Source organism: Halorubrum laminariae, from assembly GCF_024494655.1.
GTDB lineage: Archaea > Halobacteriota > Halobacteria > Halobacteriales > Haloferacaceae > Halorubrum > Halorubrum laminariae.
On sequence record NZ_JANHDL010000003.1, the window covers coordinates 65,749 to 81,086 of the forward strand.

At 57.9% G+C, this 15,338-nt stretch carries 13 protein-coding genes and 1 pseudogene; 12 read left to right on the plus strand and 2 right to left on the minus strand.

Annotated features, from left to right (window positions below; translation table 11 throughout):
- The first annotated feature begins 111 nt into the window (after window positions 1-111).
- Both NO887_RS06430 and NO887_RS06435 read left to right on the plus strand, forming a co-directional pair.
- Entirely contained in the window at window positions 112-420 is a 309-nt protein-coding gene (locus NO887_RS06430; protein ID WP_256417651.1) for an AbrB/MazE/SpoVT family DNA-binding domain-containing protein, read from the plus strand.
- Window positions 417-845, plus strand: a complete 429-nt coding sequence (locus NO887_RS06435; RefSeq protein ID WP_256417652.1) for a PIN domain-containing protein — start codon at window positions 417-419, stop codon at window positions 843-845. The genes NO887_RS06430 and NO887_RS06435 overlap by 4 nt, the downstream gene beginning before the upstream one ends.
- A gap of 261 nt (window positions 846-1,106) precedes the next feature.
- Here NO887_RS06435 and NO887_RS06440 read toward each other — a convergent pair whose 3' ends face one another.
- Window positions 1,107-2,051 (minus strand): DUF368 domain-containing protein, encoded by a 945-nt coding sequence (locus NO887_RS06440; RefSeq protein WP_256417653.1) that lies wholly within the window; start codon window positions 2,049-2,051, stop codon window positions 1,107-1,109.
- A gap of 99 nt (window positions 2,052-2,150) precedes the next feature.
- On the minus strand, window positions 2,151-5,300 hold the full coding sequence (locus NO887_RS06445; protein ID WP_256417654.1) for an oligosaccharyl transferase, archaeosortase A system-associated: 3,150 nt from the start codon (window positions 5,298-5,300) through the stop codon (window positions 2,151-2,153).
- A gap of 134 nt (window positions 5,301-5,434) precedes the next feature.
- On the opposite strand from NO887_RS06445, the gene NO887_RS06450 reads away from it, so the two are divergent.
- The 10 genes and pseudogenes from NO887_RS06450 to NO887_RS06495 all read left to right on the plus strand — a co-directional run.
- The gene (locus NO887_RS06450) at window positions 5,435-6,577 is read left to right on the plus strand and encodes a glycosyltransferase (RefSeq protein WP_256417655.1); all 1,143 of its coding nucleotides are present in this window, start codon (window positions 5,435-5,437) and stop codon (window positions 6,575-6,577) included.
- The gene (locus tag NO887_RS06455) at window positions 6,574-7,629 is read left to right on the plus strand and encodes a glycosyltransferase family 4 protein (protein ID WP_256417656.1); all 1,056 of its coding nucleotides are present in this window, start codon (window positions 6,574-6,576) and stop codon (window positions 7,627-7,629) included. Before NO887_RS06450 ends, NO887_RS06455 begins: the two co-directional genes overlap by 4 nt.
- A 103-nt stretch (window positions 7,630-7,732) precedes the next feature.
- Complete coding sequence (locus NO887_RS06460; RefSeq protein ID WP_256417657.1) at window positions 7,733-8,794, plus strand: glycosyltransferase; 1,062 nt, start codon at window positions 7,733-7,735, stop codon at window positions 8,792-8,794.
- Between the two features lie 190 nt (window positions 8,795-8,984).
- Window positions 8,985-9,758, plus strand: a complete 774-nt coding sequence (locus NO887_RS06465) for a hypothetical protein (protein ID WP_256417658.1) — start codon at window positions 8,985-8,987, stop codon at window positions 9,756-9,758.
- Window positions 9,755-10,975, plus strand: coding sequence for a sulfatase-like hydrolase/transferase (locus NO887_RS06470; RefSeq protein ID WP_256417659.1), 1,221 nt, complete (start codon window positions 9,755-9,757; stop codon window positions 10,973-10,975). The genes NO887_RS06465 and NO887_RS06470 overlap by 4 nt, the downstream gene beginning before the upstream one ends.
- 2 nt (window positions 10,976-10,977) lie before the next feature.
- Window positions 10,978-11,964 carry a glycosyltransferase gene (locus tag NO887_RS06475; protein ID WP_256417660.1) on the plus strand — a complete coding sequence of 329 codons (987 nt, stop codon included), beginning with the start codon at window positions 10,978-10,980 and terminating at the stop codon, window positions 11,962-11,964.
- Complete coding sequence (locus NO887_RS06480; protein ID WP_256417661.1) at window positions 11,965-13,401, plus strand: oligosaccharide flippase family protein; 1,437 nt, start codon at window positions 11,965-11,967, stop codon at window positions 13,399-13,401.
- Window positions 13,402-13,956: 555 nt separating this feature from the next.
- On the plus strand, window positions 13,957-14,205 hold the full coding sequence (locus NO887_RS06485) for a hypothetical protein (RefSeq protein WP_256417662.1): 249 nt from the start codon (window positions 13,957-13,959) through the stop codon (window positions 14,203-14,205).
- 6 nt (window positions 14,206-14,211) lie between these two features.
- Window positions 14,212-14,643 (plus strand): DUF7985 family protein, encoded by a 432-nt coding sequence (locus NO887_RS06490; protein WP_256417663.1) that lies wholly within the window; start codon window positions 14,212-14,214, stop codon window positions 14,641-14,643.
- Between the two features lie 138 nt (window positions 14,644-14,781).
- Window positions 14,782-15,150: pseudogene (locus NO887_RS06495) on the plus strand (sugar phosphate nucleotidyltransferase); the annotation flags it as partial.
- Window positions 15,151-15,338 lie beyond the last annotated feature (188 nt).

Consider the following 15,338-nt stretch of genomic DNA (forward strand, 5'->3'; position numbering starts at 1 on the left):
CGAGGCGACCCAATAGAGTTTGGACGCCAGCAGGAAGCGGGGTCGACATGAACTACCCAAGCCAGCGCTAGCCTTTTGTATGACTAAATAAAAGTAATGATTAAGAATAGTATGAACAAAGTAGAGTCTGAAAAAGTCGTGTCTGTATCGTCGCGTGGACAAGCGACCATTCCGAAAGAGTTCCGCGAGGAGTTGGGTATCGACACACCTGGCCGAGTGAAGTTCATTCGGACCGACGAGGGTGACATCGTCGTTCGGCCCATCCACTCGGTCACAGACCTGCGTGGGGTGCTAGAAGGAAAAACCGACGAACAGGGGCGCTCGGCAACCGAGCGGCTCCAGGAGGAACGCGACGCGGACAAAGCCAGCGAAGCGGAGTTGCGGCAGCGTTACGCCGGTGACGACGAGGCAGACATATGATGGACGGGACTGCGATACCCGAAACGATCGTCTTCGACGCCGAACCGCTCATCGCCTACTTTTGTAACGAATCGGGGAGCGACACCGTCGAAACGTACGTCGACGCCGTTGAACGCGCAGCAGACGGCTACATCTCGGCTATCACTCTTGCCGAGATTCACTACGTCGTCCGTGCAATCGACGGCGAGGAGCGAGCTGATGCCGTCGTCGACGTCCTCGAGGAAAGCGGCATCCGTCGCGTCGACACCGAACACACCTGGGCGTCAGCAGCCGACTTCAAATTCCGCTACGCGCCGGCGCTTGGCGATGCCTTCGCGCTCGGCACCGCAGCACACGTCGACGGGATGCTGCTTGTCGGTGCCGATGATGACTACGACGATGTCACTGAGGTTCCGATCACCCGGTTCCGAACCGAACCGGCGTGAATCCCCTTCGAAGAAAGATAGCTGTCCGCCGACCCACGATTCGGAAGCGGACGATCCGGTCACTAGCGACAAGATGTCGTCGAGACCGAACAGTGACCAGTCATCACTGACTTTGAGCCCGTCGTGTCGTCGTAGAAGGTCATTATCTAGATAATCATTATTTGGATAATGACGTAATCGTTCGGCCGTCGTAGCTAACGGTCAATCGGCAACATCTCGGTGGATGCGTGAGCGGCTTGAACGCTGTCCGCTCGTTACGTGTCAGTACTCGATTGCGCCGGAGTAGCGGTCGAGAACGAGCACGAGGAGTGCGCCGCCGACAGCGGCGAGCGCGAACCGTGGCGCGGCCGCGCGCCATGACTCGCCGCTCTCAGCCAGCCGGACTGACACCTCGACGAGCGGCGCACGAAGCGCGCCGACGACGAGACTGACGAGAAAGGCGAGCGTCGCCGCACGCGCTCTCGCGAGCGCGTAGCGGACCGCGTGGGCGATGGTGAACAGGCCGACGACGCCCCCGGCGAGGAAGGTGACGACTGGCGGGAGCGTCTCGACGAGTGCGTCGCTCCCGTTGCCGCGCGCGAGTGCTGCGAGCCCGGTGACCGCGCGGCTCACCATGCCCGACATATACTCGTACTGGCCGAGCACGACCAACAGGAGCGAGCCCGAAATCCCCGGCAACACCATGGCGCTGACCGCGAGCGCGCCGGCGACGAAGACGACCGGCAGGGGGTGTCCGAGCGAGGTTGCGGCCGCGCCGGAGGCGAGAAAGGCGAACGCGAAGCCGCAGAGCGCGGCTGCCTTCCGCCGCGGCGTGTCGAGCGCGATGTCGTCGAGCAACACGGCCGCACTCGCCGCGATCAGCCCGAAGAAAAAGCCGTAGGTCGCGACCGGTCGGGTGGCGAGTAGGTAGTTGACGCCGCTCAACACCGTCACGACTGCCGTGGCGATGCCGGCCCCGAGCACGAGGAGGAACGCCCCGTCGACTTCGCGAAACGCTGCGCGCGCGTCGGGGAGGTTCGCGGGGCGAACGCCCGTGAGCACGCGCCGGATCCGGTCCGGGTCGACCGCGGTGACCGCCGCGATCAGCCGCTCGTAGATCCCGACGATCAGCGCGATGGTGCCGCCGGAGACGCCGGGGACCGCGTCCGCACTACCCATCGCGACGCCCTTCAGGTACAGCGCAAGCCAGTCTCGGCGGTCACTCATGGCGCTCACGGTCGGCCGGGGAGCGGTCAGACGAGGTGATAATCATGCAGTACATGCGACACGTAATAAAACGAGCGGACAGCGAGCAGTGCGCCGACGCTACGGGCTCGCGATCGCGGGGCCCACAGCGTCGTCGACGGCGAGTGTGTCGGCCGCGGTCACCGCGCTCGCCGTGTTCGTGTCGCTGGTGGTGCCATCACTCCCACCAGACTGGTCGCCGTCGGTGGTGTCGCTGCTGTCGCTGCCGTCGCTGCTGTCGTCGCCGTTGCCGCCGCCGAGCGTCGTCTCCTCGAGTTCGACCGTGGCGGCCGCGTCGTCAGCGCCGACGACCTGCCCTTCGGTCACGTTCACCGTGCCCGAGAGCGCGGTCGGCGTGCCGTTGTCGATCGAGAGGCCGGTCGAGACTTGGTACGGACCGGCCGCGCGAACGCTCGTGTTCGTGTAGCCGTTCTCGGGGCCGAACTCGTCGTAGCCCGTCGTCGAGTACGGTACCGTCAGCTCGAAGCTGCCGTCGTCGTCGGCGGTCGCGTACTGCGTGTACGTGAACGTCTGCCCCGACGGTTTCTGCATCTCGACGGTGGCCTGCACCTCTTGGCCGGGCTCTGCGCCCGAGCCCTCGATCGTCGCGCCGGGGACGCGCTCGAACGTCTTCACCCAGTCGTCTTGGTACGCCTGCAGGACGTTCTCGCCGAGCGCGCTCTGGAGGTCGACGCCGAGCTGCTGGAGGACGCTCACCTGCAGCGCGGAGGGCGACTGCCCCTGCGATTCGCTCGCGTGGACGAGCCGGTAGTGTTCGAGCGCGTCGATGCGCTCGGAGGGGACGCTGCCGACGCCGCCGATTTGGGCGCTGCCGTCCTCCTCGACGAACGCGCGGGCCTCCTCCATCGTGTCGAACTGGCGGACCACGTTCGAGGTGTTGCTCGGGGCCACGTCGATGTCGATCCGCTCGCCGCTCGCGGTCTGGGCGGCCTGCTGGTTCCAGTCGACGACGACCGGGCGCGGTTCGACCGCGCTGCCGTGGTGTTCGTACAGGCGGACCATCTGGCTCTCGTGGTAGCGCTGCGTGTTCACCTGCATCAGCGTCTGGAACCCGCCCTGCTCGGTCTGCTGGTAGAGGACGCGGTTGAAGTCGCTCGTCGTCTCGTTGCCCGAGTAGAAGGTGACGGGTGCGTTGAACTTGGAGTTCGGCGAGACCATCTGGCGGTCCACCATCACGTAGCGGGTGTTCGCCCCCTCGTCGCTCTGGCTCGCGAGCACTTCGCGGGCCTCGGCCTCGCTCGGCGCGAGCAGGTAGTCCGCCGCCTCGTTCGCGTTCTGCTGGAACGGGTTGGCGTTCGGGATGCGCTCGGCGCGCGTGGTGATCCAGTGGCCGTAGTCCCACCACGACTGTACGCCGTACGCGCCCTCGGGATACTCGAAGTCGCCGTCAGCGGGGCGCTCGTAGGTGCCGTACAGCTCCATCGGGTTGTTCGCGCCCTCCAGTTCGCCCGGCTGGGGCGTCTCGTCGTTCATCCACTGGAGGCTGTCGTCCCACTGGACGACGCTGCCGGGGCCGGTGGAGTTGCCGGCGGTCCACACCGGGGTGGCGACGCCGACGAGCGGGACGACGAGGATCGCGACCACGGCGAGCGCGGTCATCACCTGCCAGCCCTCGATGTTGCGGAGGTCCGCTAGGGAGGTGAGATCGACCGCGTCGAAGGCGAGCTGGAGGAAGTACGCCGCCCCGACCGCGACGATGACGGCGAGATAGTAATTAAAACGGGTCTGGGTGAACGCGGCGCTCCCAATGAAGGCCGCCCACACGACGAAGTACAGCTCCTCGGCGTCGTACTCGACGAGGAACGTCGCGCCGACGAGGAACGCGGCGGCGAGCGCGAGCCCCACGACCTGCCAGCTCACGCCGATGACGCCGCCGATGGTGTCGTACAGAGCGGGGACGGCGTAGACGGAGCCGACGACCGCGAGCGCGGCCGGGATGTAGAGCGTGTGGTTGGTGTCGTCAGAGCGGTAGAGCGGGCGCGCGACGATGGTGAGGACGGCGATCAGGGCGAGGAAGAACGCGAGACCGTACTGGGAGAGCACGAAGTCCGCGAAGGAGGCGTTCTGGAGCGGGGGTTGGGCTTCGCCGATGGTGCGGAAGGCGGCGGTCGCGCTGAAGCCAACGAAGTTGAGGAGGTTGGTGGTGAGCGTTGACCATAGTGATGGAAGTGCGATCCAGACGATCCCCGAAGCAAGCGCGATGAGGCCGCCGACTGCGGGAGGATAGGCATTCACGTCGAGGTCGCGCGCTTCCCACAACCGGGCGAGCCATGCAAGGAAGACCGCACCGACGGCAACGCCTAGTGGGAGGATGATCTGGAGGAGCGAGTAGGCGGTTGTGTTGAAGCCGAACGTATCGAGCGGAATTACCTGCATCAGAGCCGTGATCGACATTGCAACTGCGCCTACGAAGGCGATTGGCTCGGGGCTCCCTCCATGGAAGGTGTCGCTCGTGAGTTTCACCGCAAGGAAGACACCGGTGATCCCGACCAAGAGAATACCGGGCTGCCACGTCCAGATGTAGAGCCCGAGTGCGACGCCAGCTGCCGCAGCATACGCGAGCGGACGACGGAGTGCGTTCCAGTCGCGATCGACGACAAGCTCCCAAACAGGCTTTTCGCGGGTTGCAACGCCGAACGCGACGAGGAACGCAAGTACTGCGAGACTCTGGAACAGCACTTCGGCCGCGCTGTGGTCAGGAAAGCCGACGAGTGAGTAGCTGAAGAAGGTCCCCGGGAGGAGGGCGAGCACGCCGGCACCGGCGAGGGCAGCTGGACGACCGACGAAGCGCCGGGCGATGAAATAGGTTGGAACCGCGACAAGTGCGCCCGCAATCGGTGCCATGACGAGCATAACCTCTTCGGGGCTACCCAGGATTGGACTGGCGATCCAGATACCGACCACCATAATGTGGTCCCACAGGGTGCCGAACTGCCCAACGGCAGTGCCGAACGGGAAGCCAGTCCACGGATCGAATGACATTGTGCTCGGCCAATTCTCCATGAGGTACGTTGTTTCACGGAGATGGTACCATGCGTCGTTTCCACGGAAGTACACCTCGCCATCGCGGACGAAGTTGCCGTACGACCGGATCCGCGTCCACAGCATGACGGCGAACACGCCGACAAGTACCGGGACGTGGAACCAGCGTTTAAGAAGATCGAGCGGAGAGCGGTCCGATCTCTCGGACAAGTCCTGTTGCTGGCTCATTGTTGGTAGGGATTCGGAAAACGTGCTTAAGGCTTGTTATATACGTGTCGTCGTCGGAGTGTAGTTTCGATGTCTCCGTCTCTTCTGGGCCTGTCCCGCGTAGGTTTTTATCCTCTAGGCTGCAAGCGCCGACAATGAGTCCGCTTGTAGTCGTCGCTGGATCGCTTCTCGCGATCGCGGCGATGCCGTACTTGGCGTTCCTCGGGCTGTACGCGGTACTGCGTCCGTCCGGATCGCCGGCCGAGAAAGCTGCGGCCGAACCAGCGGTGAGCATCGTGCTCCCGACGTACAACGAGTCACGTATCGTCGAGACCAAGCTCGACGACTTGATGGCGCTCGACTATCCGATGGAGAAAGTGGAACTTGTCGTCGTTGACTCTTCGACGGACGAGACGCGCGAGATTCTTCGCGGGTACTTCGAAGATCTGGACGCACCGGACCTCACACTGATCGAGGAAGACGAGCGCCGCGGGCTCGCGCCCGCGCTTAACGAAGCCTACGAGACGGCACGCCACGAGATGGTTGTGAAGACGGACTGTGACTCAAAACTCCCGCCAGATGTCCTCCGCGAGGCGGCCGCGAACCTCGCGGACCCCGAGGTGGACGCCGTGACCGGACGGAACGTCGAGGTACTCGGCGGGAGCGAGGTGGAATCCGGGTACCGCGGCGTCCAGTCGCACATCCAGCAGCTGGAGTCGCACCTCGACTCGACGCTCATCTTCCACGGCCCGTTTTCAGCGTTCGAAAACGACGCGCTGTTGCCGATCGACCCGAACTCGCTCGCGGACGACACGGAGTTGGCGTTGAAGATTCGACGGCAAGGGGGAAGAGTGGTGTTCGATCCCGCGGTGAAGTATATGGAGGCCAGCTTCTCGGACTTCGTGAAGCGCCGCAAGCAGAAAGACCGGCGTGGGATGGGGCTGATTCGGCTACTGGTCCAGCACCGTGACGCGCTTGGGAAGTACGGGAACTACGGGAAGCTCGTGCTGCCGTTCAACTGGTGGTTTATGATCGTCTCACCGTGGCTGCTGGCGGTGACACTAATCGTCGGGACGGGGGCTGCCGTGTCGCTGTTCGGTATCGGTGGGATCGCGTTGCCTGCCGCGGTGGGGGCGTTCGCGTACCTCGGGCAGAACGACTGGCTCGGGCCGCTCCAGGCGTTCTACTCCATCTTCGACACGCAGGTGTCGTTGCTTCGGGCGAGTGTGGAGCTGCTGCGTGGCAAAGGCGACGGCACGTGGGAGGTGGACGCAGAGTTGCGGGAGGCGTTCGAATGAGAATTCTGTTCGTCACGCACCGCTACCCGCCACACACCGGCGGCGTCGAAACGCACGTCCGGAAACTCGCGACGCGGCTCGTCGACCGCGGCCACGACGTGACTGTGTTCAGCGCGGATGCCGGCCCCGATGTGCCCTCGGAGAGTACCGAAGATGGTGTCACAGTCCGCCGATTCCGGTCGCTCAGCCCTGGTGACGCGTTCTACGTCGCGCCGCAAATGGCGCTCGCCGTCCGCCGAGCGGACGCCGATGTCGTGCACGCACACAACTATCACGCGTTCCCGCTGTTCTTCGCAACACTCGGGGTGACAGACGAACGGTTCGTCGTGACGACCCACTACCACGGCGAGAGCGCGAGCGGCTTCCGTGACGTCCTGCTGTCGTGCTACCGGCCGTTCGGTCGATGGGCTGTTCGGCAGGCCGACGACGTGATCGCGGTGAGTGAGTGGGAGCAAGAGCGGTTGCGAGCGGACTTCGGCGTCGACGCGACGGTGATTCCGAACGGCGTGGACGTCGAGCGATTTGCGAACGCAGAGCCCGAGGAACGGGACCGCCCGTACTTGCTGTGTGTCGGTCGGCTCGAGGAGTACAAGGGCGTCCAGCACGTGATTCGCGCGCTGTCGGAGCTTCCCGATTACGATCTGTTGGTCGCTGGAAGCGGGCCGTACCGGGACGAACTGGAACGGATTGCTCGTGAAGAAGGTGTGGCTGACCGCGTAGACTTTCTCGGATACGTCGACGACGAACGTCTGCCGGGACTGTACGCCGGAGCCGAGGCGTACGTGACGATGTCGGAGTTCGAAGCGTACGGGATGACCGTGGCTGAAGCGTTGGCCGCGGGGACGCCGTGTGTGGTGCGGGAAGCAGGGGCGCTCGAGGACTGGATTCAAACTTCAGGGATTGTTTCGATACCGTCACCTTCCGAATTCAGAGTTGCTGATTCGATCCAGCGCGCGAGTAGATTTGATCAGCGTGTCGAATTTCCAGACTCATGGGATTCCCATGTTGTGCGACTTCTACCAGTCTACGGCACCATTCAGCAAGACAATTAACCGACTAGCAAGTACTCCCCCCAGACGAGTAATCCTCTAACTTGAAAATGGTCGGGAACTAACCCACGTCACAGTTCCATGAAGAAATTAAGGAGATGATCAAATGAAAGTTACATTCGTCTCGACACCGAGAAACGAGGACTGCGGTATAGCCAAGTACACCACGTCGCTTGAGAATTCGATTCCCGGAGAAACTTCCCGGACATCAGTCGATCTCGGGTCCGCGAATATTCTCCACTACATCAGGAAGACCTTTGGACTAGCGTTCACTGACTCCGATGTTATCCATGTTCAGCACGAGTATGGAATCTTCGGACCAAAGAGTATCGCAAGTTGGTTTGTGTTCCCGCTTCTCTGGATTATCTCAAGAATCCGGGGGGTGCCCGTTGTAATGACCTTTCACACTGCGTGGGGGCGGGAAACGATCTCTCCACCCCTGATGGAGCTGAAAGTATTCTACGTAACTCTAAACAACAAGATGCTCGCCTTCGTCGCCGATCACTCCCTATTCCTCTCTGAAGAGACAAAAGAGATATTCGAGTCGAGTGCCTCTCTGGAGTCTGCAGAAGTCATTCCTCACGGAGTCCAAACGGAGGTCCACCCTATGAACCAGGAGGAGGCGAAGGAACTTTTGGGGTTTAACCCGGACGAACCACTCGTCGCGGAGCCCGGTTACATCCGTCCGGAGAAGGGGAACGATTTCATGGTTGAGGTCGCCAAGCAGATACCCGACAGAACGATTGTACTCGGTGGGGGAATCCAGAGCGAGTCGGAAAGGTGGTATCTCGAGGAGATCCAGGAGGAGGCCCCGGACAACCTCCAGATAACAGGTGTTCTGGACGACGAGGAGTTCCATGCTTTCTTTAATGCGATCGACGTTGCGGTTCTCCCATACGAACAGATGTCCCAGAGTGGAATTGTCAACTGGTGTGTCGCGTACGATGTCCCGATGGTGGCGAGTGACATCCACCGGTTCAAGAATCTCGAGGAGGGCGAAGGGATTGTGAAGACCTTCTCTCAAGGGGACGCTGACGCCGCCACCACGGTGATTGAAAACGTACTTCAGAATGATGGCGAATTAAAAGATATGCTGGAAGAGTACCGTACCAATCGGACGATGGACGAGGTTGGTAAGAAGCATATGCAGGTGTATCAGGATGATTAATGTAAGTTCCAAGATTCGATATGCCGTTTCAGAGATTTCTGAGAACGGAAGAGATCCATATTGGTGGAGGCAACGGTTTGCATCAAGAGTAGCTGGTCCGACACTTGGCCACATTTATCGGAACTCGGGTGTGGACTATCTGTCCCGAGACTGGGATAATTTACTGATCTTAGATGCATGTAGAGCGGATATGTTCGAAGAGGCTTACGATGCCTCAAGATTTGACGAATACGAGTCGGTTCATTCCATCGGATGCTCGAGTCCAGAGTGGATGCGTAACACGTTTGAAGGGAAAGAATTTCCAGACACCGTTTACGTCACGGCAAATCCATGGATTTCAAAGATTGCCCCGGATTCTTTCCATCACGTCGAGAACCTGTGGCTCCGAGATTATGATGCTGCTCAGGAAGATCTTGCTGAAGCCTCTGTCTTGGAGGAAGCGGGACTTGGGGATATACCTACTATCTATCCAGATATGTTATCAAAGGCCGCCCGTGACCTCCAGGAAGAGTATCCGAACAAGCGAATGATTGTCCACTACTTCCAACCACACGCCCCCTGTGTTGGAAACCCGGACGGATCTCGGAAAGAAAAAATACTGGACGAAATGCATCCAGGAGATGATCTGAAGGACGGGAATGTCACTCGAGATGAGGTGTGGCAAGCCTACATTGACAATCTAAAATACGCCTTCTATTACGCAGAAAAACTCTCCCGAGATCTTGGAGGTCGCTCTGTTTTCACTGCAGACCATGGTGAACTCTTCGGTGAGTGGCTGTGGCCGTTCCCGATTCGCGGATACGCGCATCCAGATGGTGTGCGCCACCCGAAACTTACTGAAGTCCCGTGGGCAGTGGTAGAGCACGGGGACCGTCGCACGATAACTGCAGGTTCGACGTCTCATCACGAAGCCGATGAAGATGTGGTGAACGATCGACTGGAGTCATTGGGGTACAAAGTATGAGAAATATCGCCCTTATTGTTCTGGATACAGTGAGGAAAGATATTTTCGACGAGGAAGCGAAGAAATTGAAGGAGATGGCTGATGTCGATGTAGACTGCTATGCTGCCAGTTCATGGACTGTTCCCAGCCACGCCTCGATGCTCACTGGGAAGGTGCCGTCAGAACACGGGGTTCATTCCTATTCGCCAGATTTCGCCCAGATTTATAGGGATACCTTTCTTAACAGTATCCCACATACGACCTATGGCCTGAGTACTAATGGCTGGGCAAGTCCAGATTTTTCCTTTGATATACTCTTTGACGAGTTTCTCCACTTCCATGGGTCACATGAACTGATACCAGGGGGAATCGACATAACTCGAGAGTATAATGGGGAAGGATCCTCCTTTCGGTACTTGTCTTTTTTTAAAAAGTCTAGGGGACAGATGCTAAGGAGTATTGCGAATGGGGCTTGGGTAAAGTTTAATGACTTCACTCAAGGGACGAGTATTCCGAAGATGGGTGATTATGGCGTGCGCCGCCTTCGAAAAGAGGCCAAAGAGATGGTAAACGAGGAACCATACTTCCTCTTCATAAACTTCATAGATGCCCACGGCCCCCACGAGAATCTTTTGCGATATAGAGAGAATGATGTCCCCAATTCATGGACATCGACAATCAAATCCACTATAGATCTGAACGAAACTCCTGATAAGGATTACTTCAAAAAGTATCGAGAACTGTACCGGAGCTCGATCTCGTACCTTGATCAAGAGGTAGCAAATCTAATTGAGTGGCTGATAAATGACGGTACAACAGTCATAGTAACATCGGACCACGGGGAAGGTCTCGGACATCCGGATCCAGTCTTCGGTCATAAGCGACTATCACAGAGTGTGGTTAATGTGCCCCTTCTCATCATTAATTCTCCGGAGGTATCTGATATAGACTTGTATTCTCACCTTGATCTTCCAAATCTCATACTAGGAGTGATAGACGGAAAGACAGAACTGAGGGAATTCGAAGAAGTGGTATTCGAGAGAATTGGAGATCCAGATGTTGATGATCAGTACTATGATAAGACCTTACGTGGAAAATACGATGGGGATGATTACACGGTCTGGGACGAAGTGACGGACATAGACAAGGTATTCGATACTCCAATTTGCGAGATCGAAAAGGAGAATGACTACACTGTACACAACCAGGCCCAATTAGAGGATCTTGGTTACTTATGAATGTGGCAGTCTTGCACGAAGCTGCATTCGAGTATGGTGGGGGAATGAGGGTGGTAGACTCCCTGGGAAGTGAATTAGGTGCGGATATTATAATTGGATTCTCCACAGAAGAGGTCGCGAGAAAGTCCAGAAATAATCCCCGAATCCTCTGGAACAGAGAGGTACACGGAGGAACATCTCGTGCGATTCAAAGCATAATGAAGTTCCCTTTTGTATCCCTCCAACAATACGATGTTGTGATACAGTCTGGGAGTGGTACACACTGGTATATTCCTAAGGGTGACCAGAAGATTATTCGTTATGTCCACTCTATCCCTCTGAGTTACAGAGAGAATGGATTCCTTGATAAAATCTCTCGAATTTTAAGAAAGCCAACGGTCGAGACCGCTAATCGATACGTTGCAAATTCTGATCAGACTTCGGAAGAAATCAAAAACTATCTCGGAAAGGACTCCGAGGTTATATACCCTCCAGTCGACACTAATGCGTTTTCGGCAAAGAAAGGTGAAGGATTTGTGACTATCTCAAGGCTCACTGAAGAGAAGGGAGTTCGTGAGGTCGTTGAATTTTTCAACTCCCGAGATGAGTCCCTGACAGTTGTGGGTTCAGGTCCGCTCCTTGAGGAGTTGGAGGCGATATCCGAGGAAAATGTACGGATTACTGGATGGGTTTCAGAAGAAAAGAAGAAAGACATACTCAGAGAGGGGGGTGTCTTTGTCCTTAATTCGGGGAATGAGAGTTTCGGCATCGCACCTATTGAGGCGATGGCCTCGGGGATGCCCGTCGTTGCTCGAAGGGGAGGATACACACCCAATCAGGTAAAGGATGGATTCAATGGAATCCTGTTTGAGTCACTTGAAGACGGAATCCGGAGGTTCCTGTCAGAAGGTGTCGATGCGACACCCGAAGAAATAGTCCACGAATCAGAGAAGTACTCCATTGAGTCGTTCACTGCAGACTTCCAAAGGATCATCAGTGAGGAAATATAGATGTCGGATGCGAGCGAAATAAGGCTCGGCTGGGAAACAACCAAGGCGCTTGTCGGAAAATTTGGTCAGGCTGCCACCGGGTTCATCGGGATGCTCATATTTACGAGGGTCGTTGGGAAGTCCGACTTCGGTGGCTTCTATTTGCTCCTGACCCTCGTAATGATAGCAGATAGACCGATCAGAGGGTTTGGCCAAGCTGTCCAGAAGCGGTGGTCAGAGGACGATGCACCAAAGGAGGAAATTCTTGGAAGTGTATTAGTGGTCAATACATGCGCGATTCTTGTGGCTGGAATCGGCGCACTCCTTGCCCGGGATTTTCTCGTGTCGTACACCAGTCTCGAGGGATCCCCGCTTCTCTTCGCGACCCTCTTCGGGTCTCTTGCGTTCTTCTTCCCCTTCCAGCAAATGATGGGGGCAGAGGGCTGGCCCGCCAAGCAAACCTGGAATGATACCCTCCGGTCGTTTTTGACGCTCCCCCTTCAGGTCGTCCTGGTAGTTGGTGGACTTGGAGCACTGGGGATGGGCTATGGACTGGCCGCAGCGACCCTCCTCGTAGTCCCTGTTGCCATCTACTTCGTACGTGTTCGCCCATCCCTGCCAAGCAAAGAAACAATTCGGTCCCTGTGGAAGTATACCCGATACAGTACTCCAGCCGCCGTCGTCGGGAAGGCATATGACAGGATCGACGTGCTTCTCTTGGGATTCCTCATCGGGACGACATCGGTCGCGAACTACGAAGTTGCTCTCAAACTCACTGTGCCTGCTCTCTTCATCTCGGGTGTGCTCTCAAGTGCCCTCATGCCGAAGATATCCAATACTATCTCGAAGGGTGGAGAGTTCGTAGAAGATATCACGAATTCAGTGAGTTACGTCAGTATCCTCGCGATTCCAATCTTCTTCGGGGCGCTCGCGATCCCGAAGCCACTCGTCGTGACAGCGTTCGAGCCACGTTACGCTGAAGCGGCACCGTACCTCATTGGCCTGGCGCTCTACCAGGCCATCTCGACCCAGACTGCGATTTACTCCCAAACGCTCGCCGGGATGGATCTCCCGAATGTTGAGTTCAAGATCCGAACAATCACGTTATCGTTCAACGTAATTATCGGCGTTGCCCTTGCACTCACCATCGGCCCAATTGGGATTGTCGTTGCGACAGTCCTTGCTGAGAGTCTGAAGTACATCGTGTCGGCGGGGTGCGTGGTCCGTCGCGTTGACGGAATTGACGTGGTCCCGACGCCGCTTGTGATGCAGGTTATCTCAGGACTTACGATGTTCTTCGTCGTTAAGCTCCTCCAGAGGAAGATGCTAATCCAGTCCTGGCTTGATCTTGGAACTATCATCGGAGCAGGGGCACTCGTCTACGGAATTTCCCTCTTCACGATCTCTCCAGGCGTCCGGCTTACTGCCAAGTCCGTGTACCGTGATGCCACATCCTAACACCGGGCTCACGGCCCTTTGAACTAAACCGGCCCCCGGATGATCCTAATCGGTATAGGGGGATCGCCTACTTTGGGGTTCTCACTGCGATTAACAAGTCTTTTCGCGTCACTGCAAAGGAGTTCTATCGGGTGGTTCGACTGATAACGCTCCACTCTTTCGAGGGGCTCCTCCACGGCGGCCGGCTCAGCTCTCGACGCTCTCGAAAATTGGTACCACGTAACCGTGTTGAGCGCGGTCCTCGCGTTCATTTGGCTGCCGTGCAGATGTAGGCCAACTTCACGCAGAACAGCGAAGCGTACTTTTCTGGGAACGACGCGTACTACCACTTCTGGGAGGTAATGTACATAGTCCAAAACTGACGATTGATTAACTAATAGTAGCTAATGATTCTTCCGAATTGTTAATTAATGGAATTCTACACGAAAACCACTCATTCGATTATAATTTACTTGAGGTAATTGTACAGTTAGTTGCCAGAAGACACTTACCTGTCTTCCAGCTATCGCGCCCATATGTACCGGGGCGCAGCCGGTACATCACCACCCCGCACATATGATCACACGGGCAGTCACCATCGAAGACATCGATGACCTGTACCTGACGTGGAACGGCCATATCAACGGCTCTGCCCTCTATCGCCGCGCCCTCCGCGAGGAGATGGAGCTTCGCGATGTCGACCCGGACGAGCTTCGCAACCTCTTCGAACGGGCCCGCGAGCAGGGCTACACGAAAGACGAGATCGTCGACGAGACCAACCGCTACGCCGATCTCAAGGCGCTCGTCGACGATACCGAGGAGTAACCCGCTATGTCACAGGACAATACGCCCTCCGAGACGGCGTCGAATCGCGCCGACAGCCAGTCCACGGTGGCGAGCAAGCTTCCCAAACAAGCCACGCTCATCGTAGTCGCCCTGAGCCTGTTCGCTGTGGAACCCGCCGCTGCACAGACGAACGCAGTCTGTAGCGCAGACAACCTCCCCAGTATGATCGAGGGCTTCTTCCAGCTTACCACGGCGCTGGGTATTGTCGGCCTCGTAGTCGTGTGGCAGGCCGATTCCCTTATCGAGATGTTCTCGATCACGCCCGAGCAAAAGAAGGCACTCAAGCGGCACAAACGGTCGGCGCTGAAGTCCGCTGTCATCTTGGTTGCCCTTGGCCCGCTCTATACCGTTGCCGGATCGATGATGAACCTCTCGTTAGCTCACACTCCCGCTACGACTTTGGAGAGTTGCGGCTGAAGCCCCTCGCCGAACAGTATCTGGAATCAGAGAAGGAACGGCTACCGGGCCACTGATTAAACACCAGAATCAGGCTGAATCGGGCGTGGAAAATACAGCGGTACGGTTGAATAAAGAAATCGGATTACCAACAACTGCTACGAGGAGGCGAGCCGGTACGGCGTCCTCGACACCAACGAGTACGGCGAGGTCGTCGAGGTCGTCGAGACACCCGACGACCCGCCGAGCAACCTCGTGATGACCGGCTTTTACACCTTCACGCCCGCCATCTTCCACGCGTGTCACCTCGTCCAGCCCTCCGACCGCGGCGAGTACGAACTCCCCGACGCGATCGATCTGCTCATCCAATCGGGCCGCACCATCGACGCGATCCGCCTAGACGGCTGGAGAATCGATGTCGGGTATCCCGAGGATCGTGACCGCGCCGCGGAGCGACTCGACGAGGAGGCCGCCGAGGACGCAGACGAGGCTACCGAGGAGACGGAAGAGGCGGTCGTCGACTCGTGAACTACACTACCCTACTCACCCGCTCGCGCGGGTTCCTTGAGGGCGTGGCTTCCTGTTTCGACGATGCGACCTGCACTGACGGCCAGTTCGTCAAGATTTTACCCAACGAATCACACTGAAGACCGCACCCAGTGGAGTGGATATACCCCCACCCCACCACTTCCGCTGTTACGGAACAAACACGACTG